This is a genomic window from Thermomicrobiales bacterium (genome assembly GCA_041390825.1).
Taxonomy (GTDB): domain Bacteria; phylum Chloroflexota; class Chloroflexia; order Thermomicrobiales; family UBA6265; genus JAMLHN01.
The window spans coordinates 75,638-99,444 of the sequence record JAWKPF010000013.1 but is presented as its reverse complement, the minus strand read 5'-3'; the positions used below and the strand labels follow the sequence as shown (position 1 = coordinate 99,444).

Here is a 23,807-nt window from a genome sequence, read left to right as displayed (position 1 = left end):
TTCCCTACTGCCGAGCCGCCTTCTCCTGCCACGCCATCATCACGATCATCACCGCCAATCCAAAGATCAGCACTCCCAATGGGAAATGCCAGGCCCGCGCGTCCATGTTGTCACGCCCCACATAGCCCAATCCCGTCTGCGCCACCAGCGCAATGGCAAGCACCGCGTTCATTGCGAGGAGCCGTTTTCCCAATGGGTTCGCAAACCCGATCGCCAGCACCAAGCCAAACTGCGCGACCGCGAGCAGGAAGAGAATGTTCGCCAGCATCTCATGCGCATCGATCAATCCGCGTTCGCCGAGCCATAACCCGCGGCCCGCCAGGAACGCCTGCACCACGACCAGTCCGGCGGTGACGACGGTCAACCAGCGAAAGATCGGCGCCAGATTCGGTCGTTGCATCAGTTCGGTCTCCTCTTCAACCCGCGAGATATGTTCCGCATCCGTTGCGGTGGCGGAACATACGCTTTTCCCCAGTCTGCCCGCTTGGTGACTCCAAGTATCGCACCGCTCGTGCACAAGAACGGATGAGCCAGTGGCGGCACACTGCTCGACTTACTACAATCGCCCCAACCCGAGGCGTCCGTACACAGTCGGACGCAAAGCACCAGAGAGGAACCGATGCCGGACCCCCAACGCACCCCAGCCCCCCGCCACGCCTGGTTTCACCCAGGCCTGATCGCCACGCTCGTCCTTGCGCTGCTGGCACTCACGCAGAGCCCAACCGGAATTGCTGCCCAATCGGCCACACCCGTGGCGGCCAACGCTTGCGCCGATCCTGGTCTGGTTCCCGCTCCAGATGTTCCCGAAGGCGTTAGCGCGAGCACACCATCCGCGCTCTACGGTGTCGATGTCGCCACCGGCGACGCAATCCAGTCCGTCATCGAGGCGCTGGCCTCCTGCCTCACCGCGGGCGACGCCGAAACCGTCACCGTGCTCGTCACCGATCGCTATCTGGCCGACGCCTATGGCGGCGGCGAGCGCATGACCAAAGAGGACTACCTGGCCCTGGCGCCCTCGGCTGCCGTCATTCCCGTCACCGTCGTGTCGATCGGCCAGATCAACTTCACCGGCAGCGACACCGCCAGCGCCCAGGTCATCACGGTGCAGGGCAACCAGTTGCGCACCGAAGAGTGGACCTTCCTCTTCCGGCCCAGCCGTTCCACGGCCGCAACCCCAACCGCCGCCGGGGAAGGGCATTGGCTCGTCCATCAGGTCGCGCTCCAAACCCCTTCCATTCCCTCCGAGGCTACGCAGGCCACCGCCACCGAAACCGACGGCAAGATCACCATCTCCCCGGCCACGATCGCTGGGCCGGATGTCGTCTTCACCGTGAAGAACACCGGCGACGAAGCGCACGAATTCCTGGTCCTTCGCCTGGTCGATGGCGCTACGATCGAAGAGTTGATTCGCCCCACGGGCGACGGCTTCCCGGACAACATGCAGGTCATCGGCCAGGAAACCATTCCCGCTGGCGAGTCCCGCTCCCTGGTCTTCGTCGATCTCGCGCCCGGCGAATACACCGTCGTCTGCCTCTTGCCGGATGCCGATGGCGTGCCTCATCTCGCGTTGGGAGAATCCGCCACCTTCATGGTTTCCTGAGCATCGAGAGGGGACAGGTGTCGCGCACCCGTCCCCTCCTCGATACCTGATCCGGAAACGCGCCGGCTATGCGGTGGGCGTGCCCTCGACGCACTGGGTTGCCGGCTGATTCGGATCGATGAGCCCCGTCGCCAAGAGCACTGCCGACTCACTCCCGTTGTTGAACGCGGTGTGCACCATGCCCGCTGGTTCGACGAACGAATCGCCCGGGTTGAGGGTTGCCATCATCCCGTTTGTCAGGGGCTCGCTCACCTCGGGCGTGCCATTGGACGCGGCCCGTGTGACCGTCATCTCCATATCGCCAATCTGCGTTACATCCACGGTGCCGGATTCGACGGATACGACCATCATTCCTGGATGAGTATGTGGAGAGAATCCGCCGCCCGGAGCAATGGTGAGACGGATAAGGACAAGCAGCTGTCCATTTGCATCGTTCGGAGCACCCGCACCGAGAGTCAGCGCGGTGACGCCGGTGACACAGGGCAGATCAATCGGCTGTCCATCCTGCGCCAGCGCCGTCGAGCGGCCAGGCGCAAGCGTCAGAAGACTCACGAACAGAACGGCAAACAGTAAGGAAGCGAAAACGGTTCGTTCCAGACATCGTCGGCCTCCTCGAATGCACTACAACGAGAACTTCGGGATGAAGACCAGCGAGTATCCGGCGGTCTGCGCCCGGCTCACTTCACCGACAACAGCCGGAACGAGCACGGCTCCCGGTACGAGATTGGCGGCAATGTCTGTGGCGACATCGGCGGCTTCCATTCCTGCGGGCGCGCGCCCGTCCGCTACCGCCGCCGCAGCCTGGCCGTTCAGTGAGTTGTTGCAGCTCAGGAAGATCGTCCCTCGCTCCTGCAAGACTTCGATTCCCGTGTCCTGGTAGTAGTTGTCCTTGGCGGTGATGTCTTTCGGGGCATCGGGGCCAAATCGGCTCGACCAGAAGAGGTTCCGAATGGTCGGAGCTCCCGTCATCGGATCGGTAATCTCGTACTTCTCGCCGAGTTTGTACTTCTCCCACACCGCGTCACCGTAGGTCAGCAGATTGGCCGCGGCATAGGTGGCGGCGAGGGTGTGCAAACCTTCTGGCGCTTCCTCATAGGCGAATTGGAAACTGTTGAGCCAGTTCTTGATCTGGACCAACAGGAGATGGTTGAGGTTGTCGCCGGCGGGCGACAGGGCATCGAGCGCTGGCGACTGAAACACGCCCCGGATGCCATCGGTAATCTTGAGGGCAGCTTCATACTCGGGTGACCCAAACTGGGGAGCCGTCTGCGTGGCAAGCGTGGATGCCCGCGTCAACGAGCCGAATGCTCCGACAGCAGCGACACCGGCGCCAGCGCGGAGCAGTGCGCGCCGGTTCGTACGCAAATGCGATCGATCGTTGGGTTCCATGGCATGTTCTCCATCGATAAAGACCGAGGCGTCGCCATTTGCGACCAACCGCTCGACGCGGCGCACCCTTTCGACTGGGATCGATTCCGATGCTGTCGGGCGGATTGCCCCGATGATGCGCCTGTGCACGCGCATCACGCATCTGCCAATTGGCAGATTATAGCTGCGGATACTCCGGGAAGCGGTATCCCCAACGGCGGATTGGGGTTATCTGCTATCGACGAACACTCGGCTATACCAGCCCCTGCCGAATGGCGTAGCTGGCGGCTGCGGCTCGTGTCGATACCCCGAACTTGGCCAGGATATGCGCGACGTGCGTCTTTGCAGTACCGACACCCACACAAAGCGCATCCGCGATCTCGGGATTCGATCGCCCGTCGACGACGAGACGGAGAACTTCCTGTTCGCGTGTCGTCAGAATATCGCTACGTCCGCCGCGCACGATGGCAGATCGAGGACCTCGCGCGTCGGCGACGGCGATGATGTCATCGGCCATCTGAATCCACTCTGGCGCACTGGCGCTTTGCCCAAGCGCCCGACTGGCCACGAACGCCACATCGCCGAGCGACTGTCGGCTCAGCGCTTCCGCCTGCCGTTCCGCGAGGAGGTCGAATGGCAGGAGGCGATTCCCAAGACGTCGCCGCTGCTCATCGACGATTCCCAGCAGGTGCGCGGCAATCTCCGCCTGGCCGAGCTCGGCGGCAACAGCCGCCAGCCCCAGCAGCGGCTTGTGCACTGCCGTTGTTGCTCCAACATCCAGAAACGCCAGCAAACTCTCCCGATAGGCAGCGGCGGCGGTTCGAGGCTCGTGCCCAGCCGTGGCGATGACAGCCCGATACCAATGGCTCATCCCCTCGCAACGGCGATCGCCTACCCGAGAAAAGATCGATTGCGCCGCATCCACGGCCGACTGTGCTCGTGCCAGGTTGCCCTGCGCCAGTTCCACGCCACCAAGAATCGTCAGAATGCTCCCCATGCGAAAAAGGTCGTTCGCATCCACGCCATCGCCGAGCGATAGCTGTTCCGATGCTGCGTGGACTTCTCCGCGAAGGGCAGAATCGTCGATCATCGGGAGCATCAAGACATCGACCGGCACACGCCCGTCACCGATCATCCGCAAGACGGCCAACGCCTCCAGCGCGATCGAAACCCCTTCGGAAGTTGCAGCCCAGGTTGCGAGCAGGGCTGCCATGGCAACGGTGTCCACCGCTCGACCGCTCGGACGAGCACGCTCCCCGCCTGGAATGCGCGCGCGAATACCCGATAGCAAGAGAACGCTGTATCCGCGAAATGTGTGACAGCGTCCGCAACTGCACGATCGCCCGCATTTCGCCCGCAGACCTGAATGTTTCGTGAAATCAGGGACGCCAGGACTGCCAACATGTGACGGATGCCGGAGCCTCGGGTACTATTTCCGATGAGTTTCAGAGTGCGGAAAAGACCTTGCTGAGGAGTTGCGTTCGCGCATCGATGTTGCTATCGTCGAAGGCGTCGTGATTTCGGGTGGAATGTTGGGGAACATCGTCAGGGTACAAACTTGATCGTTGATCGATCGCGCCGCCCCGGCGCGCGTTCCCGCATGCATTCCGACAGCGTTGTGTCAATGGCGTGCTCCGGAAGCCACGTTGTTCGTTCGTTTGGGTAGATCGCCGATCGCTGTCAGGAAGTGGCCGGCATCGTAGTTCGTAGTAAGGAGTCGCAATCGTGCCGCAACGTGAAGGACCATTCTGGTCGACCTATCAGGATCTCAAATCGGGCCGGATCACCCGCCGCGAGTTCATCGCCCGGGCAACCGCCCTCGGCGTCGGCTTGCCAATCACGCTCTTCGTGCTCAATTCCATGAAAATCGAAGGCGTCGCCGCGCAAGACACCAATACCGACGCCTCCACCCGCCCAGCCGTGGGCACCGAGGGCCAAACCCGCGGCGCCGGCGGCGAGCTCAAGATTCTCCAGTGGCAAGCCCCTTCGATTGCCTTTGCGCACAAGGGCACCGGCACCAAGGACTTCCTGGCCTCCTCGATCGTGCTCGAGGGCCTCTTCTCCTACGCGCCGGATGGCACCATCATCCCCAACCTCGCCACCGAAGTTCCCTCGCTGGAGAACGGTCTCCTCTCGGAGGATCTCACCACCATCACCGTCAACCTGCAGGAAGGTCTCCTCTGGAGCGACGGCGAGCCGGTAACCGCCAACGACATCGTCTTCACCTGGCAGTGGATCACCGATCCCGCCAATGCTTCCACCAGCGCATCGGTCTGGGCCCCAGTCGCGTCGATCGAAGCGACCTCGGATCTCCAGGCAGTCATCACGCTTTCCGAACCCTCGATCTCGTGGTTCGTTCCGTTTGCCGGCTGCACCTTCGGCGCCATCATCCCGCAGCACATTCTGGGCGGCGATGATCCGGCCGCCGCGGCTGAAGCCTTCCTCACCAACCCAATCGGCACTGCCGCCTACAAGGTCGATTCCTTCAAGGAGAACGACCAGGTCATCTACGTCATCAACGAGCACTACCGCGAGCCCAACAAGCCGTACTTCTCGTCCATCAACGTGAAGGGTGGCGGCGAGGCGTCTTCGGCCGCGCAGGCTGTGCTCCAGACTGGCGACTGGGACTACGCCTGGAACATGCAGGTCGAGCCGCAGATTCTCAAGCAGCTCGAGGAATCGGGTGGCAAGGGCACCGTCATCGCGGCCCCGCCAACCAATGTCGAGCGCATCAACTTCAACTTCTCCGACCCGAACACCGAGGTCGATGGCGAGCGCTCCAGCCTCCAGGCGCCGAACCCGTTCTTCACCGACGTTGCGGTCCGCCAGGCCTTCTCCCTGGCCACCGACCGTGACTCCATCGCCAATCAGTTCTACCTGGGTGGCGAGCAGGAGCCGCCGGGCCAGAACTACCTGACCGGCCTGGCCGCCATGGAATCCCCCAACACCGCCTGGACGTTCGATCTGGACCAGGCCGCAGCCGTGCTCGACGAAGCTGGCTGGGTGCTCGATGGCGACGTTCGCAAGAAGGACGGCAAAGAACTCTCGATTTCCTACTTCACCTCGATCAACTCGGTGCGCCAGAAGACCCAGGCCGTCAACAAGGACAACTGGGAAAAGATCGGCATCAAGGTCCAGCTGGGCCAGGTGACTGCAGACATCTTCTTCTCCAGCTCCCCGGGCAACGATCAGACCTTCTATCACAACTATCGCGACATGGATATGTTCACCGACGGCCCCACGTCGCCGGTCCCCCTGACCTACATGCTCACCTACTACGCAGGTCCGGACAACAGCAATGTGTCGCAGAAGTCCAACCAGTGGACCGGTAGCAACACCTGTCGCTACGTCAACCCGGACTACGATGCGCTCTACGAGCAGGCCGTCGCCTCGACCGACATGGAAGAGGTTGCCGAGCTCTGCATCCAGATGAACGACCTGCTGATCAACGACTTCGTCCTGATCCCGGTCGTTTCGCGCGCCGCGACCAAGAGCGCCGTCTCGCACAAGCTCGTCGTCGACAACATCGGCGCCAGCGGCTGGGAGCCGGACTACTGGAACATCCAGAACTGGACCGCCGTCGAGCAATAGTGTCGCTCCGGCGCCGGGAACAGCATCGCGCCGTTCCCGGCGCCATCGCCGCGCCGCCACGCTGGCGGGCAGTCGTCAAATGTTCCCAATCCCGGCGAGCGGGTTCCAAAGCGGACCAGTCTTGCCGGGGATCGAAAGAATCGTTCGAAGGAGGAGGATTCCGTTTCATGACCACGGATAAACGGTCTACATTCCGCTGCGTGCGCCTCGCGGCCGCCGCACTGGCGCTCGGTTTCGTCACCAGCGCCAGTCTCGCGCCAGTCTCCGCGCAAGACGCCTCTCCGGTCGCCTCCCCAGCGGCTGCGGTCGCCTGCGTTTCCCCCGGTCTTCCCCCGGGGACCCCCACCCCCATGGACGACATGGCCGGGATGGACATGGGCACCCCCATGGCCGTCGCCGAAGCCGAAGAAGTCGTCACCGGCACCCCGGCCGATGACGCCACCGCCGCCACCATCGTCGCCGAAGTCGAGAACTACTTCGCCTGCTACAACGAGGGCCAGGCCTCCGGCGATCCCGGCCTCTATGTCGCCCTCGAATCCAATGGCTTCGTCGCCTCCCAGGGGTACGCCACCCGCTATGACGAGGTCGAAGGCGAGCTCGGCTCTCCCTTCCCGGTCGTCACCCTGCAGGATGTCGACAACGCCATGGTCTGGGACGATGGCCGCGTCTCCGCCGATGTGCAGGCCATGGTCGGTGACCATTGGTACAACCACTGGCGCTGGTTCCTGATCGAGGAAGATGGCGCCTGGAAGCTCGACGAGCGCGCCGACCTGCCGCCAACTCCGGATGTCGACTTTGTCGCCGTCAATGGCATCAACATCACCGAAACCACCGATGAGGCCACCGGCGGGATCACCTACGCCTTCGAGTCCTTCAGCGGCTCCTGGGACTTCGTCCAGACCGACGCCATCATCTTCAACTTCTCCAACTCCGGCGAAGAGGCGCACGAGGCCATCGTGGCGCAGCTGCCCGAGGGCGCCGATCCGATGGGGCTGCTGGACGGCTCAGTCGACATGTCCCAGGTCACCTTCGTGGGTGGTGTCTTCGACATCGAGCCGGGTGGGTCGGCCGACCTGACGCTCATCGGTCTCGAGCCCGGCGCCTATACCTTGCTCTGCTTCTACCCCAGCCCGGATGGCGCCCCGCATGCGGCCCACGGCATGGTTCAGCAGTTCAATATCGTCGCGCCGGCCGCGTAATCGGCTACACTCTCTGCGCCGGAGCGGGCATCTCCCGCTCCGGCGCATGTCTGCCCATCACTCGGCGGACCCCAACCAACGCCTACCCCGATGCGCCGAAGAGGCGCCCAGATTGCACCCGGCTGGGGGTCGCAATCGCTTCTTGATCTGGCGAAGACGCCCTCCCGCGAGGGCGTCTTCGTTTGATCCAGCGCCGATCCATTTCCTTTGCGGTCTCTCGCTCCTGGAACCCATTCCGTGCGATCCTTTCCCTCGTGAGCGACAACGACCCGGACGCACCGCAAACAACACCCGCAGACACCGAAATGCCGAAGGACGACGGCGCCTTCTCGGCCATGCAGCGGCGTCTCGATGGCAAACCGGTGCTCATCTACGGCACCCTCATCGGCGGCGCCATCGCCCTTCTCTTGCTGCTCATGATCGTTTGGCTCTCGAACCGCGATAGTGGCTCGCAAGTCAACCTCTGTCTCGATACCACGGTGGCCGAAGCGCAACAAACCATCATCGACGGTGGCGTCCGCCGCATCGATGTCCTCATCGACGCCGAACAGCCGGTGGAAGGGCTCACCGCCATTCAGCTCGAGTTGGAAGACGGCGAATGCCGCAAGCTCCCCGAAGGCGCCGACAACCGCGCCGCCCTGCTGCAAATCCTTGGCCTGGTCGAGCTCTACAACCAGGAAGGCGATGGCAACGTGCGCGTCGAATATCAGCGTGAGACCATCCCGCCCAATCTGCTCGTCACGTCCACCCCAGTCCGCACGGAAACCCCTGCCACGGAAGAGGCATCCCCGATCCCGGCAACACCCGTCCCCGTGCTCGACACCGCCACGGCAACCCGAACATCCGAGCCCACGCGCACGCCTACCCGCGTCCCGACCAACACCCCGGTCCCGGCAACCCCAACCACAGCCGCCAGTCCTGCAGCATGATCACCCTCCACGGCCAACGCGCTATTCTGCAAGCCGCGCGCTGCTTGCCGCATGCTTGTTGACAACATCGGAGCACCCTATGATCCCCAATCTCTGGCATGGCATCGATCCGCACCCCGACTTCCGCGTCCTCTTCGTGCGACATGCCGAATCACAGATCAACATCATGCCGGAACTGGAAATCCCCCGGCATGCCCTGCCACCCGACAGCGGCGTCACCTATCCCCTGACTCGTAAAGGCATGGAACAGGCAACAGCAATCGGGACCAGATTGGCCGATACCAACCTCATCGCCGTCTACACCAGCACCCGCACCCGCTGCATCCAGACCGCCACCGCCATCGCTCTGCCACACGCGTTGCAGATTCAGCTCGACGACGACCTCGTCGAAATCGCCTTTATCGACCCCGAATACAGCATGGGCATGATCGAGGAAGGGGCGGTGCGCTCGGTCATGGGCCGATGGCAGGCAGGTGACTACGAAGCAGCCGCGCCCAACGGCGGCGAAAGCCTGCTCCAGGTTTTCCAGCGTTTCGTGCCCGCCTCGCAGCGAATCATCACCAACCACGTCGCGCAGCCCGGCACGCTTGTCATCGTTGCCCACGGCGGCGTGCTCCTCGCCTGCCTCACCCAACTGTTTGCCAACATCGCGCCCGAATTCGCCATCCAGCACATGTTCGACAACACCGACACCGCCGCCGGCCGCTTCGTCGATGGCGCGCTCATCTGCACCGACTGGCACGGCGTCCCGCTGGGGTCCTGAGCCCGGGGTCCTGAGGCCGGAGTGAAAGACCTCCGTGTCCTCTCATTTCCATGATCGCGTACCCCTGACGACTGCCGCATGCCGAATCCGGGTGACTGCGCCCGTCATCCTGAGCCGCAGCGAAGGATCTCTCGTTGCCCGAACTCCACGCTCAGACTGGAAACCGAGGTGCGCACAACGAAAGACGTCTCAGCCCAGCGTTTCAACGGTGGGACAAAACGGAGCGACGGTAGTTGGCCCCCGAATGTCCAATCGAATGCCATCTCAGGTCCCCGCACCCCGATCCCACCACCGCTCGAACTGCTCCACCAACGGCGCCCGCGCCGCCCGAGCCTCCGCCAGCGACCCGCCTATGGTGGCGCTTTCGAGCCGCATATGCTTGCCCGTCACGATGCGCTGCGCGTGATAGATCCCCCGGTCTCCAGAAATCGTGTACGCCACGAACACCGCGATCCCGAAGAAGACGATTCCCGATCCCCCAAAGAGTTCCGCGCCCATGATCACGCAGGCGATTGGTGTATTTGCCGCCGCCGCAAAGACCGCCACGAAGCCCAACGCCGCCAGAAAATCTGGTTCCAGTCCCAGCGGTCCCGAAAGCGTCACTCCCAACGTCGCGCCGATCACGAACAGCGGTGTCACCTCGCCCCCCTTGAATCCCACCCCCAACGTCACCGCCGTCAGAATCAGTTTGAACAGGAACGCCAGCGCTGGCACCGGTTGCCCCGTGAAACAATCGGTCAAGAGCGGCAGGCTCAACCCGTTGTACGCCCGCGTGCCATAGGCCAGCGTGATCAGAATGACCAGAATGCCGCCCAGAAAGGTTCGCAACGTCGGGATCGGCACGAACCGTTTGGAGAGTTGCTCCACCGCTACCGTCGCCTCGGCAAAGACCAGGCTCGCTCAACCCGAACATGATTCCCGCCACCACCACCAATCCTGCCGTCTGCGCGGAAATCTCCGGGAAGCCAGAAGTCACCGCATAGGCAATGTGCTCCACGCCCACCGCACGCACTGCCAGATCCGCCACCACCGCCGCGATCAGGCAGGGGATGAGCGCCTCGTAACGCATCCCGCCCATCGCCACCACTTCCATGGCAAACACCGTACCGGCCAATGGCGTGCCGAACACACCGGAGAATCCGCCGCTGATCCCGCACATCAACATCACCCGCAGATGCCGATTCGTCATATGCAGCACGCGCGACATCCAACCTGCAATCGCCCCGCCCATCTGTACGGCGGTCCCTTCGCGTCCGGCCGATCCGCCGAAGAGATGCGTCAGAATCGTCGCGCTCAGCACCAGCGGAAACATGCGCAACGGCACCCGGTTCGAATCGCCCGCCTCGTGCAGTTGGTCCAGCAGCAGATTGTTCCCGCCTGCGGCCGATTTGCCCCATCCGGCATATGCCCAGGCAATCAGAATCCCGGCAAACGGCAGCAGATAGAGCAACCAGGGATTGTTGGTTTGCTCATCGGTCGCCCAGTTCAGCGCAATCAGGAAAAACGCGCTCGCCAGCCCGCTGGCGATCCCAACGACCGCACCCAACCCCGACGCAACAAAGAACCATCTGCCATCGAGCTTCGACACCGGCGCACCTCTCCAGACGTTCCGGAGCAGGCATGCCAAACCCGGCGCATACGCGCTAGGAGTCATCAGCACCAAAGTGCGCTCGATGGCGAACCCCATCGCCAGTCTTGCCTTGTCTCTCCGCATACTACGCACCCACCCGCCCCCCGTCAACAACTACCCCGTCGCCCCGACCGAAGTGGAGAGCCTGCCCTGAGCGCAGCCGAACGGGGACCTCTCGTTGCCCGAAACTCACTCCTCCAGCAATCACGCAATCTGCAACTCCAGCGAGATCCTTCGACAAGCTCAGGATGACGGTTCGTCGTCCCCCGCACCGATCATCGACCCAACCAGTCTCGTCTTGCTGCCTGCTGCCTGCTGCCTGCCGCCTGCTGCCTGCCGCCTGCTGCCTGCCGCCTGCTTCCGTCCCCCTATCCCGCCGTCGACTCCCGCACGATCAGCTCCCCCTCCAGCACCATCACCTGCCGTTCATCCGGCGCCGTCCCCTGGATGCGCCCGATGAGCAACTCCGTCGCAATCGCCCCATACGTCGTCGCCGGCTGCGCCAGCACCGTCAGGAACGGACAGAGATACGCCGCCAGCTCGATATCGTCGAAACACGCCACGGCGATATCCCCCGGCACCTTCAACCCCGCTTCCCGCAATGCCAGCACCACCCCCACCGCCGACAGATTGTTCACCGCCAGAATCGCCGTGAAATCCACCCCCGCCCCAGCAGTTCCTCCGTCGCGCCCCGTGCCCCTTCGATCGTCGCGCCGCTCCCCTCGGTCACCAGTTTCGGGTCGAAGGGAATCCCGTTCGCCGCCAACGCCTCCCGATACCCCTGAAACCGGTCCCGCGCCGTCGAAACGCTCTGCGACTCAGTCACATGCCCAATCCGACGGTGTCCATTCGCCACCAGGTGATCCACCAGCAAACGCGCGCCGCCCACGCTATCCCCCTGCACCAGATCCGCCTGCACCCCGGGAATCGAGCGGTCCAGCAACACATGCGGCAGTTCGCGCGTCACCATCCAATCGACCACCGTCACCGACCCATTGTCCACTGGCGCCAGAATCACCCCGTCCGCCTGATGCGCGATCAGATCGTCCACATAGGCTGCTTCCAGCTCAGCGTCGCTCTGCGTATTGCAGACGATCACCCGATACCCCGCCGCCCGTGCCACTCGTTCCGCCCCACGCAGCACCAGGGTGAAAAACGGGTCTCCCAGATCGGGAACCACCATCCCAATCGTCCCGCTGCGCTGCTGCGTCAAACCGCGCGCCAGCGTGTTCGGCACGTAATGCAGTTCGGCGATCGCGGATTGAACGCGCTCCCGGGTTTCCGGCGTCACCTTCGGACTGCCGTTGATGACGCGCGACACCGTCATCGGCGACACCCCGGCCAACTTCGCCACATCCCGAATCGTTACCGCCATCCGGCCGTCCTCAGGTCGCACACCAAATCCCGCACTCCTCTACCTGCAGAACCTACACCCGTCTGAGCGAATAGGCAAACGTCCATAGGTCTCCACTGGATCCCCACGACACCCCTTGATCCCGCCAACATGCCCGACAATCGCCGCATGCTCCAGATCTTCCTCACCGAAACCAACCTCACCCAACCAATAGCAAGTCGGGGGTGGTTCAGATAGTGGGAATCGACACCCTGGTTCGATCCGGCGTGAGCCCGAAGCAGGACCGACCAGCCGTGGCCGCACCGCTACGGATTCCAGGTGATTGCCCAGGGGCTTGGCCCGGAATATTCATATTGGATTCCTCCTGTCCCCAAACCCGTAGCCGCAGCCCTCCGTGGCTGCTCCTGTCCCCAAACCCGTAGCGCAGCCCTCCGTGCCTGCTCCTGTCCCCAAACCCCGTAGTCGCAGCCCTCCGTGGCTGCTCTTGTCCCCAAACCCCGTAGTCGCAGCCCTCCGTGGCTGCTCTGTCCCAAACCCCGTAGCCGCAGCCCTCCGTGGCGGCTCTTGACGCCAGACAGCAGCCACGGAGGGCTGCGGCTACGTGAGGAAGGAGGGCAGGCACGGAGGGCTGTGGCTACGTGAGGAAGGGGAGGGCAGGCACGGAGGCCTGCGGCTACGTGAAGAAGGGGAGGGCAGGCACGGAGGCCTGCGGCTACGTGAGGAAGGGAGGGCAGGCACGGAGGCCTGCGGCTACGTGAGGAAATGGGCGTGACCGGCGAATACGAACAATCTGGGCTGCCCAGCGTTTCAACGGTGGGACGTCACAGACCAACAACGGTCCATCGCGTCGTCTTCTGGCCGATTCCGTGGCAGGCGCCACTTCTGATCGTTTCGGCCGTCGACGCATCCTGGAAATCCCAAAATCTGAACCACACTCGGGCGAATCTTCTTGTTGGTCGCCTGAATCGAGTCCATGACCTGGATCCCGAAGCGGGCTGGCCTGGCGAACCTTTCTCTACCGCGCCCGCCAACGCCTGATAGCTCGTCACCGCAGAAAACCGCCGGCACATGGCCGGCGGTTTTGCATGCTTCGATCGTCGTACTCAGCCTCGGAGAGGCTTCGTGCTGTGAGCCCCTGGTTCCGACCTGGGGAGCCCGGCAACGCGCGAAACCCTACGCGCAAACCTGCAAGCCGCCCGAGATGAAGTCGCACGACCCCGAGCAGCAATCGCCATCTGCCGCGCAGAGATGATCGGTATCCAGGCAGCAATCGCCTGCCACGCAGAGCGACGGCAGCAACTGATCGTCCGCGGTTGGCATCCACGGGCACTGGTGATCGCACGATCCGCAATGTTCCGGATCGTTCTCCAGATCGGCGCAAATGCTTCCGCACGCCACGGTTCCGCCCGGGCATAGCGGCAGATCCTCGCACTCGCACGTTTCCATGTTCAACGTTTGTCCCGGGGTGCAATTCGCATCCGGGCAGTAGGGCACGCACAGGCACGAGATCTCATCGAGATACTCGATCTCGCTGCAAAGCCCGATGCATTGATCGCCGCATGGCTGCATTCCTGCGATGCACTGGCAGGTGCTCGTGGTGGGATCGGCGCATTCCTGGCCTGCTCCACAACAGGCGCCACCGCAGACCAGCTCGCCGCCCGGGCAGACACACTCGCAGGTATCCGCGCTGGGAACTTGCGGTTCGAGGCACGACACGGCCGCGCATGGGTTCGGCGTCGGGGTTTGCGTCCCCGAGGGAGTAATCCCCGGACCGCCCGAACCCACCAGCGTCATCCCATCGACCGTGATCCAGGTTCCCATGTTGCCCATTTCGGGCCCCATGAACGACCCGGCCGCCGCGCCCTGGCAGAGTTCGAAAGCGTTCTCGGCTGTGCCCGTCAACGTCAGGAGCTGCTGGTTCCCCAGGTCGACGCGCGCATCCAGCCCACGTCCCGCGGCATGCCCCACCACCGCATAGTGCTGTCCATCGAGCGTGTCGAACGAGCCGCTGTCGATCGCGCCAGTCGCGCCGATATCGAGCGACAGCGTACCCTGATAGACCGTTCCCAGCCACGGTCCCACATACACCTCGGCAATGATCGGCAACGAGCACGTCTGCACAGGACCCTGCGCCTGCAACTGCTTCGCGCCCAGCGCGAGAGCGACCCCGCCGAGCACACCCCCGGCGCCAACCTGACGCATCGCCTGCCGCCGCGTCGTCCGCGCGGCAAACGAGCGTGATATTCGATCGAACCGTTGTGAATCCATGCACCTATCCTCCGCTATCGACACGTCGTCAGCGTATGAACCTACGAGTCCCACCCAAAGCAGACCGTCGGCTCCATCCTATCACGGCATGGTACCGGTATCATGCGCGAAACTATGCAGATTCTTGCCATCGAACACACGAAACCCCCTTCCTCTCCAACAAGGAGAAGAAGGGGGGCGTCTCGATACGCAGGGTGCGAACCCTCGGTTCGTCCCTAGTCGTCGCCGCTGGTGCTCGTCGCAGCGAAGACTGGCGCAGCCGGCAGCGAGGGCATATGACCCTCGATCGTGACATGCGGCAACCAGCCGAGCCACGTCGGGAAGTACCAGTTGCGGTCACCCAGCAACACCATGCTGCTCGGCACCAGAATCGAGCGCACGATCGTCGCATCGATCAGGATCGCCACCGCCAGGCCGAATCCGACCTGCTGCAGCATCACCAACCGGCCTGCCGCAAACCCGGCGAAGACCACCACCATGATGAGCGCCGCGCCAGTGATCAGCTTGGCGGTCGATTGCAGACCGAAGGCCACCGACTCTTTGTTGTCCTTCGTCAGGTCGTAGTGCTCCCGGATGCGGCTCAGCAGGAAGACGTGATAGTCCATGCTCAACCCGAAGAGAATCGAGAAGAGGAAGAGCGGCAACCAGCTTTCGATCATCGGCACCGTCTGGAAACCGAAGAGGTCCGCGCCATAGCCCTTCTGGAAGACCAGCACGATCAAGCCATACGCCGCGCCCACGCTCAGCAGGTTCATGATCAGCGCCTTGACCGGCACCACGATCGAGCGGAACGCCACCGTCAGCAGGATGAAGCTCAGCGCCAGCACGAAGGCGATCACGATCGGCAGGTAGTCCTCGGCAAGCGAGTTCATGTCCTGCGTCAGCGCCACCTGACCCGCCACCAGCACCTCGGCCGGCGCGCCCGCAAAGGCCGGCGGCACGATCTGCTCGCGCAGATCCTCGATCGTCTCATACGCGAGCGGGCTGTCCGGCTCCAGCGTCAGGGGCACCGAAACCAGCGTCAGTGTGCCCAGCGTGTTCGGGTGCACTGCTGCCGGTCCAAAGCGCTCATCGCTCTCCAACGCGGTCAGCAGGTTTGCGACACCAGCCTCGACCTCGCTATCGGTGGACGATCCATCGATCACGATCTCCACCGGGGCAATCATGCCGGCCGGGAAATCGCGCTCCAGCAGCGCGTAAGCGGCCGCGGCCTCGGTGTTCTGCGGCAGACTGGAGACCCCGGAGGAACCACGCTGCATGTCGATCATCGGCAGCGCGAAGGCGAGCAACAACCCGACCGAAAGCACCAGCGCGATCACCGGATGCGCCATCACGCGCTTGGTCACGCGGCCCCAGAACCCCTTGTAGGTCACCAGATGCGGATCGGCCGTCACCGTCTGCTTGCGGCCCAGGCGCGGCCAGTTGATCTTGTCACCCAACAGCGCCAACATCGCCGGCAGCAGGGTGAGACTCGCGGCCACCGCCACGACCACCACCAGCACCGCGCCAATGCCCAGGCTGCGGAAGGTCAGTTCCGGCACCAGGAACATGCCCGAAAGCGCCAGCACCACGGTGCCACCCGAGAAGAGCACTGCCTTGTTGGCCGTTCCACCGGTGATGGCGATGGCATCGAGCTTCGCCACACCCTTGGCGCGCTCCTCGCGGAAGCGGGAGATGATGAAGAGCGCATAGTCGATCCCAACCGCCAAACCGATCATGAAGATCATGTTGACGACAAAGAACGACAGATCGGTTGTCTTGCCCACCAGGGCCGAAAGCCCCATGGCGATGAAGATGGAAACGAACCCGACGATCACTGGCAATCCAGCCGCAACCAACGCGCCGAACAGCACGATCAGAATCAGGATCGCAACTGGCAGGCCAATCGTCTCGCCCTTCGCCAGGTCTTCCTCGGAGATGCGCTCGAACGTTTCGCTGATCGTCGCATCGCCCACCGAGTAGATCTGGAAGTCGCCATCCTTCTGAGCGCTCGCGAGCGCAGCCTGGTAGTCAGGCACACGGGCAATCGCCTCGTCCAGGTTGCCGTTCATGACCACCGAAACGATGGTCGAATGCCGGTCCTCGGAAACCAGCGCCGCATTCTCGGTCGAGTAGTACGAAACCACCGAGCTGGTCAGCTCCGGAGTTGCGGCGAGCGCGCTCACCAGACCGTCGACCTTGGCCTGGAAGGCCGCATCATCGACCGTCAGGCGCTCCGAGCGAATCACAATCGTCTCGGTAATCGGCTGCTCGCCGCGCAGGCGCTCTTCCAGTAGCTCCTTACCGCGCTGCGATTCCGGATTGTTCAGGAATCCCTGTTCGGTCGTGAGTGCGTCATTCAATGTCGACGCGGACATACCGGCCAACACCAGGACCAACAACCACAGACCAATCGTGCGCCAGGGCCGCCGAGCGCTCAGGCGGGCCAACCCCGCCGTAGAAAACCGTGCTGTATTCAAGTCACTATCCTTCCATTACGACTTATCTCGGGGCCCGAGCCGTACCACATCCGGCCGTCCCCATCTGCCAATTACACGGGGGCATCCCCTAACTGTGTCGATCCTCTTTCGTATCGGCTCCTTTCGATCACCGTCCTGGGCCGGCTGCCCGCCGAGAGACGTTCCTCTCCCCACTGATCACATCATGCGCCCGTTCACCCCTGCCCACCATCGGCAAAAACACGTATTCCCTGTCTCGTTCGCGACAATCACTACGTATATCTGTGCATCCTCCCTCCGTCATTCCGAGCCTGCCGCCCCGTCATGCCGCGCACACCCCCTCCCGTCATTCCGAGCTTGCCGCCCCCGTCATTCCGAGTTTGCCGCCCCCGTCATTCCGAGCTTGCCGAGGAATCTCTCGTCCCCCGCAACCCAGCCTCCCACGGAGCGCCGTGCCCGCTCCCATCCCGCTCCAACGATTCCCGGTCCATGCGCCGATGACACGCCGCGCACACCGTGACCAAATTCTCCGGATCGTTCGAACCGCCCAACCGCCGCGGCACGATGTGATGCACCTCCAGTTGCTCGTGGCTGCCGCAGATCGTGCACCGGTATCCATCCCGTTCCTGCACCAACCGTCTCGATGCTCTCGCCATATCATCCTCCTGGCGCTCTCCTGATCGTATCCTGTCGCATCACGCCAAAGACGGTATCGTTGGCGGTCGATGGAGCGATCCGGTACGCACTGCCGCGTCGACACGGAAGGCGAATTCATGTCCAGGGTGACCCAATCCGTCCACATTCCGGCCGGTCAGCCGATCATCGAAGCCAACGGCCTCGTCAAGCGCTACGGAACGCTGGCCGCCGTGAATGGCGTCGATCTCACCGTCCTGTCGGGCGAAATCTTCGGCATCCTCGGACCGAACGGCGCTGGCAAGACCACCACCCTCGAGATGATCGAGGGCCTGCGCCAACCCGACGCCGGCACCATCATGGTCGCCGGGTATGACACGCGGAGCCAAACCGAAGAGGTCCGCCGCGCCATTGGCGTACAACTGCAAACCACCGCGCTCTTCGACTATCTGACCGCCTCCGAGCTGATCAAGCTCTTCGCCGATCTCTACAGCGTCGATTCCTCACCCGCGCGGGTGGAACACTTGCTCGGCATGGTCGGCCTGCTCGACAAGCGCAACGCTCAGGCCAATCAGCTCTCCGGTGGCCAGCAGCAACGCCTCTCGATCGCGCTTGGGCTGGTCAACGATCCGGTGGTGGTCTTCCTCGACGAACCAACCACCGGGCTCGATCCCGGCGCGCGCCGTGAGCTCTGGCAAACCGTGCGCGACGTGCGCGACCAGGGTTCCACGGTCGTGCTTACGACGCACTACATGGAAGAGGCGGAAATCCTCTGCGACCGGATTGCAGTCATGGACCGCGGCAAGATCATCGCGCTCGATACGCCGGTTGGCCTCATCGAGGCAATCGATGTCGAGGCCACCATCTCCGCCCGCATGCGGGACGGTGCGCTCGATGAGCGCCAACTACGGGAGATCCCCGGTTCCCGCGATGTGTCGGTCAATGGCGATCAGCTCGAGCTCCGCAGCGACAACCCGCAGCTCACCCTGATCGGTCTCCTGGAAGCCGCCCGCGCCAACCATGTCGAGCTCACCGAGCTCCGCAGCAACCAGGCATCGCTGGAAGATGTCTTCTTGACGCTCACCGGCCGCACGTTCGAACCCGAGGCCGAGCAAACCGATGTCGATGACACCGAACCCAAACGCCGCTTCTGGCAACGGAGAAAGGCGGCGTAGATGACCTCGTTTCTTTCCATGATCACGTCGTTCCTGAAGATGACGGTGCGCAACCGCACCGCGCTCTTCTGGAATCTCGTCTTCCCGGTTATCTTCATCCTGGTCTTCGGCACGGTCTTCAACAACGATCAGTTCAACTCCGATGTTGGGCTCACCGGCGCCCCGTCTGAGTTCCATTCCGCGGTCGCGCAGGCTCTGTCACACACCGATATCTTTTCGGTTACCACCAGCGAAGACACGCAAGACGAGCTGGATGAGCTCAAAGACGGCAACCGCGATGTCGTGCTCGTCTTTGGCGACGAACCTGCAGGCGGCGGCTTTCCGACCGTCCAGCTCTATTACGACGAAGCCGCCGGGCCGAACGCGCAAATCTCGATCAACGCCATCACCCAGGTGCTGAACTCGATGGCGCAGGGTCCCAGTCCGGTCACCATCGAAGCGCAACCGGTCGAAACGCTCGACATCTCCTATATGGACTTTCTGCTCCCGGGCATCCTGGCGATGTCGATCATGAACGCCGGCGTGATCGGGCTTTCGACCTCGTTCGTCACCTTCCGCGAGCGGGGCATCCTGCGCCGGATCAAGATCACGCCTTTCCCGCTTTCCAGTTTCATCACCGCCCGGGTCATCTCCCAACTCATCGTCGCGGTGCCCCAGGCGCTGATCCTCTATCTGATCTCACATTTCCTGTTCGATGTCGATATCCAGGGGAGCATCCTGCTGGTGGTCCTGTCGATCTTCATTGGTTCGCTTGCCTTCCTGGCCATTGGCTTCGCCGTTTCCAGCATCGCGCCCAATGTCGAAGCTGCGGCCAGCTACTCCAATCTGATCACCTTCCCGATGCTCTTCCTCTCCGGGGTCTTCTTCGATATCGATTCCGCCCCGAGTTGGCTGGCTCCGATCACCAAGCTGCTCCCATTGCGCTATCTGGTCGATGCGCTGCGCGAAGTCATGACCCGCGGCAAGGGGCTGGACGCCATCTGGATGGATTGGGTCATCCTCGGCGCCACCGCCCTGGTCTCGGTCCTCATCGCGATCCGCTTCTTCCGCTGGGACGCCCGCTCGGTGTAGGGGAGAGGCCAGAGTCGAGAGTCCGGAGTCCGGGGCCCGGAGTCCAGGGAGACGAACGCGGCTGCCGGCTCGTTCTGCGTGCTGCCTGCCGCGTGCTGCCTGCTTCCCCTGCGTCACAAATCGGAGCGCTTGCAGTCTATCCCTGTGAACGGTATGTATCTGGTAGCAGTCTCGGAGCACTCGGGTGAGCACGCTGCAGGCACGGACGATGGCCATCGATCGCCCTCGAGATGCCGAAATGACGGACCGTCAGCTGGTCGAGCGGGCATTGGCCGAACCAGCGGCGTTCCTCGAGATCTTCCAGCGGTACCGGGATCCCGTTCACCGCTACTGCCATCGCTGCCTCGGTAACCGCGAATCCGCCGAGGATGCCGCGCAAACCACCTTCATGCGGGCCTTCGCCAATCTGAAGTCGTGCAAGGACCGGGATCGCTTCCACTCCTGGCTCTTCACCATCGCGCACAACGTCATCGTCGACGCCTACCGGTCATCCAAACAGTCTGCCTCGATCGACTGGGCCGAGGAGATTGCCGACGAAGCAGCATCGCCCGAAGACCAGGCGATCGCAGCCACCGAGATGTTGCGGGTCACCGAGCTACTCGACAAGCTGCCCGATCTGCAACGCGAGGTCGTGGAACTTCGGTTGCAAGGACTGACCGACAAGGAAATCGCCAGCATTCTGGGCAAGAGCCACCAGGCGATCAGAGCAGCGCAATACCGGGCGCTGCTTCAGCTCAGAACACTCGCGGGTATCGACTCCGCCAAAGGATCAGGTCATGTGGAGAGATAAGCCGGTATCGGAATCGGAATCGAATCGCGTTGCGCGCTACTGGGACGACCTCGTGACCGGCAACCTGGGGATCGGGCGCCCGAATGCGGATAGGGACATCGACCCAACGCTGGCGCAGACCATCGCGTGGCTCGAGCGATTCGATGACGCGCAGCCGGCGGCCGCGGAGTTCTCCCGCACCTTCGAAACGCAATTTCTGAACTCCGTGGGCGCAGTCTCGGCCCCGAACGCGGTATCCCGTGGAACGCTGGTCCCCCTACCGCGTGATTCGGGCGGCTCTCAGCGCAACGGCATCGGTTCTCCGCGCACGGTATCCAGGCAATCGCTCCGGCTCGACCAACACGGAGGCGCCCGGCAGTGGGTGCTGGCATCGCTGGTGGCTGCGGCGCTGATCGTCGTTTCACTGATGACGATCTATCACGTGGTCGAACGCCACGCGGGGCCAGAACCCACACGTGTCATCCTGGCGCCCTCGTCGGCGCTCGACGTGCCGATGGATCGCGGCAACGCCGCGCGAAGCGGGGTCATGCCCGGCCCTGAGGTTACAGGCGATTTGACGGTGCGCTGGAGTTTCGTAGCGGGCCGGGACGGCATCAGCGCCCCAGTGGTGGTCGGCGACAGCCTCTTCGTAACCAACTGGTCGGACCCCATCGGCGCCACCGCAGATCAGGGCGCCATCATTGCCATCGACGCCACGACTGGCGCCGAACGCTGGCAATTCCCGACCGAGCATCCGACGGGTGCGGCCCCAGCCGTTGCGGGGGGAATCGTCTATGCCGGCGATGCAGGGGGAGTCGTCTATGCCCTCGATGCCCAAACCGGCGAGGAGCACTGGCGGCGCGACCTGCAAACCGGCTGGACCTCGGAACCGGTGGTGATCGGCGATCTGGTCATCATCGCGACAACCTCGTACCAGTCTCCGATCCATGTGGCCGTCCAGGAGAACACGGTCGTCGTTGGCAGCGGCCTGGTGGGACAACCCGCGGACGGGTTCACGCTCTATGCCCTCGACCGGCGTTCCGGCGAGGAACGCTGGCATGCCGGTGACGATCGCGCTGGACAACCAGAGCTCGTTGCCTTCGACATGGAGAGCGGTGCGGCGCGATGGCAGTTCGCCATGCCATCGCTCGAATCCGGACCCGCCATTACCGGCCGATCTGTCTATGCCGGAAGCACGCTCGACGGCACGATCTACGCACTCGATCTCATCTCGGGTGAAGAACTTTGGCGAACGCCGATCGACACAGATCTGCCACTGAACTCCTCTCCGGCTGTGTCGGGTGGACGGGTGTACGTAGTTGCTGCGTCTGGCATGGTCATCTGCCTCGATGGCGCTTCCGGTCAGGTGCTGTGGCAAGCGAGCACCGAGCATGCAAGTGTGAACGGTTCTCCGGTCGTCGTGGGAACCACGGTCTATGTCGTCGATACCGAATTTGGTGTGACGGCGCTCTCGGCAGTCGATGGCTCCGTGCTCTGGAGTGAGCAACTCGAGCTCACCGGTCAGGTTGCCGCGTCCCCAATCGTCGTCAACGGCGCGCTTTACATTGGCACCTCGCTCGAAGACAGCACGGCCATCGCCGCCACGCTTTGGGCGCTTGTGGGCTCCAATGGGAGGTGATCCACATGTATCACCGAGCCACCGCCGTTGCATTGATGCTGGCGCTGCTCAGCGGATTCGCCCTCGCCCAGCTCTGGTCGCTTGATCCGGTTCGCTTGCGTTCGATCCAATCGGTTCCCAGTTCTCAGGTGGAGGCAACGACGCTGGCGTTCTACCAGGGGATGAATGACTATCTCGACAGTGGGAGCGACGACGCGCTACGCAAGATGCTCCACCCGGCGTTTGTGAGCCATCAGTCCGGTGGCTTGGCCACTGGCAATGAAAAGAGCCTGTTCCAACAGCTCGATGCCATCAAGCAGCATTTTCCCGGTCTTCGAATCGAACCGCGAATAACGCCAATCAGCGGTACTGCTGCCTCTGTCACCCTCGATTGGAATCATGCCGCGCGGACCGAATTCGCGGGGATCGTCGTAGAACCGCACGAGCTCATCGGCCGATTGGATCTGCTGCGGATCGAGCGCGGGTTGATCGTGGAGCGCTGGTCGTCCGCAGTTCTGGCTGGGCAACTGGATACGTTTCCCGCTCTCTCGCTCACGTTGCCGGTTGCACTGGATACGTTGGCCGCCCGCGTGCGGCAAATCCCGCTTCTGGGCGACCACGAACCGACTGCCAGCCGATTCGGACACCTGTTGCTGATCGATCTATCGGGCGATGCGTTCCTGGAGGTCACCGATCCAGCGTCCATCCCAGCCATGATTTGGAAGCAACATCGCGGCCGCGTCGCCGACCCGGCGCCAGTCGAAGCCGGAGCGGTCGTGGCGCTCGGTCAGATGGACGCAGTGTTTGTGCCCGCCGGGGCAACGTTCCGCATGTGGGACGCCGGAGATCAGAATGCCGCGCTGATCGCGCTCGAATTCGGGCCGTCGATATCCGGCGAAACTCGCCCCAAAGGTTCGCTGCTGGCGGATCTGCACACGACCCTCTGGAGCGGGATCGAGTTGAAGAAAACCGGAGATCGCCTGACCTTGTCGTTCGGCCGGGCTCAACTACTGCCCGAGTCGACGATTGCCAACCCAGAGGTGGGCGGAATCGAGCTTGCCTGGGTCGCCAGTGGTGAGATCGACATCACCCGATCATGGGGAGAGGTGCGTATGCGCGCCGCGAGCGGGCTGCGTTCCCAGCTCATCGACAATCACGGGGTTCTGCGTGCTGACGACACCAGCGCGGCCGGACCCGGAGCGAATGTCTCGTATCAGGCCGATGAAACGCTTGCCTCCACGGTTTGGATCTTCTCACTCGTGGCCACACCGGATCCCCCGGACACCGACGCGGAGGGGACTCCTGCCGCTCCGGCGGCGCTCCCAACCCCGCCGCCGCCACGAAACATCTCGTAGCCCACGCCTGGTTTCTCGCTGCGGATGGTCCGTGCGCCGTCCAGTG

Annotated in this window: 19 protein-coding genes and 1 riboswitch; of the genes, 10 read left to right on the top strand and 9 right to left on the bottom strand. The window is 63.2% G+C overall.

The genetic code is table 11. The annotated features are described in order from the left end of the window. Window positions 1-4: 4 nt before the first annotated feature. The gene (locus R2855_08665) at window positions 5-400 is read right to left on the bottom strand and encodes a hypothetical protein (protein ID MEZ4531090.1); all 396 of its coding nucleotides are present in this window, start codon (window positions 398-400) and stop codon (window positions 5-7) included. Between the two features lie 219 nt (window positions 401-619). Between R2855_08665 and R2855_08660 the strand changes: the two genes are divergently transcribed. Further along, entirely contained in the window at window positions 620-1,600 is a 981-nt protein-coding gene (locus tag R2855_08660; GenBank protein ID MEZ4531089.1) for a hypothetical protein, read from the top strand. 66 nt (window positions 1,601-1,666) lie between these two features. Here the strand turns inward: R2855_08660 and R2855_08655 are convergent, their stop codons facing one another. The 3 genes from R2855_08655 to R2855_08645 all read right to left on the bottom strand — a co-directional run bounded on the left by R2855_08655 (window position 1,667) and on the right by R2855_08645 (window position 4,181). Continuing rightward, complete coding sequence (locus R2855_08655; protein ID MEZ4531088.1) at window positions 1,667-2,152, bottom strand: cupin domain-containing protein; 486 nt, start codon at window positions 2,150-2,152, stop codon at window positions 1,667-1,669. Window positions 2,153-2,221: 69 nt separating this feature from the next. Continuing rightward, window positions 2,222-2,989: a hypothetical protein gene (locus R2855_08650; GenBank protein MEZ4531087.1), complete on the bottom strand. Its 768-nt coding sequence runs from the start codon at window positions 2,987-2,989 to the stop codon at window positions 2,222-2,224. A gap of 232 nt (window positions 2,990-3,221) precedes the next feature. Beyond that, window positions 3,222-4,181 (bottom strand): LuxR C-terminal-related transcriptional regulator, encoded by a 960-nt coding sequence (locus tag R2855_08645; protein ID MEZ4531086.1) that lies wholly within the window; start codon window positions 4,179-4,181, stop codon window positions 3,222-3,224. Window positions 4,182-4,693: 512 nt separating this feature from the next. Here R2855_08645 and R2855_08640 point away from each other — a divergent pair. The 4 genes from R2855_08640 (at window position 4,694) to R2855_08625 (ending at window position 9,450) form a co-directional block, all read left to right on the top strand. After that, a complete protein-coding gene (locus R2855_08640) occupies window positions 4,694-6,559 on the top strand; it encodes a peptide ABC transporter substrate-binding protein (protein MEZ4531085.1) in 1,866 nt (621 codons plus the stop codon). 167 nt (window positions 6,560-6,726) lie between these two features. Further along, window positions 6,727-7,758: a hypothetical protein gene (locus R2855_08635; protein MEZ4531084.1), complete on the top strand. Its 1,032-nt coding sequence runs from the start codon at window positions 6,727-6,729 to the stop codon at window positions 7,756-7,758. A gap of 254 nt (window positions 7,759-8,012) precedes the next feature. Further along, window positions 8,013-8,687, top strand: a complete 675-nt coding sequence (locus R2855_08630) for a hypothetical protein (protein ID MEZ4531083.1) — start codon at window positions 8,013-8,015, stop codon at window positions 8,685-8,687. 79 nt (window positions 8,688-8,766) lie between these two features. After that, window positions 8,767-9,450 carry a histidine phosphatase family protein gene (locus R2855_08625; protein MEZ4531082.1) on the top strand — a complete coding sequence of 228 codons (684 nt, stop codon included), beginning with the start codon at window positions 8,767-8,769 and terminating at the stop codon, window positions 9,448-9,450. Window positions 9,451-9,714: 264 nt separating this feature from the next. Here R2855_08625 and R2855_08620 read toward each other — a convergent pair whose 3' ends face one another. The 5 genes from R2855_08620 to R2855_08600 all read right to left on the bottom strand — a co-directional run bounded on the left by R2855_08620 (window position 9,715) and on the right by R2855_08600 (window position 17,161). Continuing rightward, window positions 9,715-10,344 (bottom strand): chloride channel protein, encoded by a 630-nt coding sequence (locus R2855_08620; protein ID MEZ4531081.1) that lies wholly within the window; start codon window positions 10,342-10,344, stop codon window positions 9,715-9,717. Between the two features lie 743 nt (window positions 10,345-11,087). Continuing rightward, window positions 11,088-11,150, bottom strand: a riboswitch (Fluoride riboswitch). A gap of 298 nt (window positions 11,151-11,448) precedes the next feature. Then, window positions 11,449-11,742, bottom strand: a complete 294-nt coding sequence (locus R2855_08615; protein ID MEZ4531080.1) for a substrate-binding domain-containing protein — start codon at window positions 11,740-11,742, stop codon at window positions 11,449-11,451. Continuing rightward, window positions 11,715-12,455 carry a LacI family DNA-binding transcriptional regulator gene (locus R2855_08610; protein ID MEZ4531079.1) on the bottom strand — a complete coding sequence of 247 codons (741 nt, stop codon included), beginning with the start codon at window positions 12,453-12,455 and terminating at the stop codon, window positions 11,715-11,717. The genes R2855_08615 and R2855_08610 overlap by 28 nt, the downstream gene beginning before the upstream one ends. A 1,152-nt stretch (window positions 12,456-13,607) precedes the next feature. Beyond that, window positions 13,608-14,702, bottom strand: coding sequence for a hypothetical protein (locus R2855_08605; protein ID MEZ4531078.1), 1,095 nt, complete (start codon window positions 14,700-14,702; stop codon window positions 13,608-13,610). 215 nt (window positions 14,703-14,917) lie between these two features. After that, window positions 14,918-17,161 (bottom strand): MMPL family transporter, encoded by a 2,244-nt coding sequence (locus R2855_08600; GenBank protein MEZ4531077.1) that lies wholly within the window; start codon window positions 17,159-17,161, stop codon window positions 14,918-14,920. A 752-nt stretch (window positions 17,162-17,913) separates the two neighbouring features. Here R2855_08600 and R2855_08595 point away from each other — a divergent pair. The 5 genes from R2855_08595 to R2855_08575 all read left to right on the top strand — a co-directional run bounded on the left by R2855_08595 (window position 17,914) and on the right by R2855_08575 (window position 23,761). Next, window positions 17,914-18,948, top strand: a complete 1,035-nt coding sequence (locus R2855_08595) for an ABC transporter ATP-binding protein (protein MEZ4531076.1) — start codon at window positions 17,914-17,916, stop codon at window positions 18,946-18,948. After that, window positions 18,949-20,019, top strand: a complete 1,071-nt coding sequence (locus R2855_08590; GenBank protein ID MEZ4531075.1) for an ABC transporter permease — start codon at window positions 18,949-18,951, stop codon at window positions 20,017-20,019. 238 nt (window positions 20,020-20,257) lie between these two features. Next, the gene (locus tag R2855_08585) at window positions 20,258-20,809 is read left to right on the top strand and encodes a sigma-70 family RNA polymerase sigma factor (GenBank protein ID MEZ4531074.1); all 552 of its coding nucleotides are present in this window, start codon (window positions 20,258-20,260) and stop codon (window positions 20,807-20,809) included. Continuing rightward, window positions 20,796-22,427, top strand: a complete 1,632-nt coding sequence (locus R2855_08580; protein ID MEZ4531073.1) for a PQQ-binding-like beta-propeller repeat protein — start codon at window positions 20,796-20,798, stop codon at window positions 22,425-22,427. Before R2855_08585 ends, R2855_08580 begins: the two co-directional genes overlap by 14 nt. A gap of 5 nt (window positions 22,428-22,432) precedes the next feature. Further along, the gene (locus R2855_08575; protein MEZ4531072.1) at window positions 22,433-23,761 is read left to right on the top strand and encodes a hypothetical protein; all 1,329 of its coding nucleotides are present in this window, start codon (window positions 22,433-22,435) and stop codon (window positions 23,759-23,761) included. Window positions 23,762-23,807 lie beyond the last annotated feature (46 nt).

Excerpts from the sequence above, each read along its gene's own strand:
- R2855_08665 (MEZ4531090.1), bottom strand. The coding sequence starts at position 400 with ATGCAACGACCGAATCTGGCGCCGATCTTTCGCTGGTTGACCGTCGTC.
- R2855_08660 (MEZ4531089.1), top strand. The coding sequence starts at position 620 with ATGCCGGACCCCCAACGCACCCCAGCCCCCCGCCACGCCTGGTTTCAC.
- R2855_08650 (MEZ4531087.1), bottom strand. The coding sequence starts at position 2,989 with ATGGAACCCAACGATCGATCGCATTTGCGTACGAACCGGCGCGCACTG.
- R2855_08645 (MEZ4531086.1), bottom strand. The coding sequence starts at position 4,181 with ATGGCAGCCCTGCTCGCAACCTGGGCTGCAACTTCCGAAGGGGTTTCG.
- R2855_08635 (MEZ4531084.1), top strand. The coding sequence starts at position 6,727 with ATGACCACGGATAAACGGTCTACATTCCGCTGCGTGCGCCTCGCGGCC.
- R2855_08625 (MEZ4531082.1), top strand. The coding sequence starts at position 8,767 with ATGATCCCCAATCTCTGGCATGGCATCGATCCGCACCCCGACTTCCGC.
- R2855_08610 (MEZ4531079.1), bottom strand. The coding sequence starts at position 12,455 with ATGGCGGTAACGATTCGGGATGTGGCGAAGTTGGCCGGGGTGTCGCCG.
- R2855_08605 (MEZ4531078.1), bottom strand. The coding sequence starts at position 14,702 with ATGGATTCACAACGGTTCGATCGAATATCACGCTCGTTTGCCGCGCGG.
- R2855_08595 (MEZ4531076.1), top strand. The coding sequence starts at position 17,914 with ATGTCCAGGGTGACCCAATCCGTCCACATTCCGGCCGGTCAGCCGATC.
- R2855_08590 (MEZ4531075.1), top strand. The coding sequence starts at position 18,949 with ATGACCTCGTTTCTTTCCATGATCACGTCGTTCCTGAAGATGACGGTG.
- R2855_08585 (MEZ4531074.1), top strand. The coding sequence starts at position 20,258 with ATGACGGACCGTCAGCTGGTCGAGCGGGCATTGGCCGAACCAGCGGCG.
- R2855_08580 (MEZ4531073.1), top strand. The coding sequence starts at position 20,796 with ATGTGGAGAGATAAGCCGGTATCGGAATCGGAATCGAATCGCGTTGCG.
- R2855_08575 (MEZ4531072.1), top strand. The coding sequence starts at position 22,433 with ATGTATCACCGAGCCACCGCCGTTGCATTGATGCTGGCGCTGCTCAGC.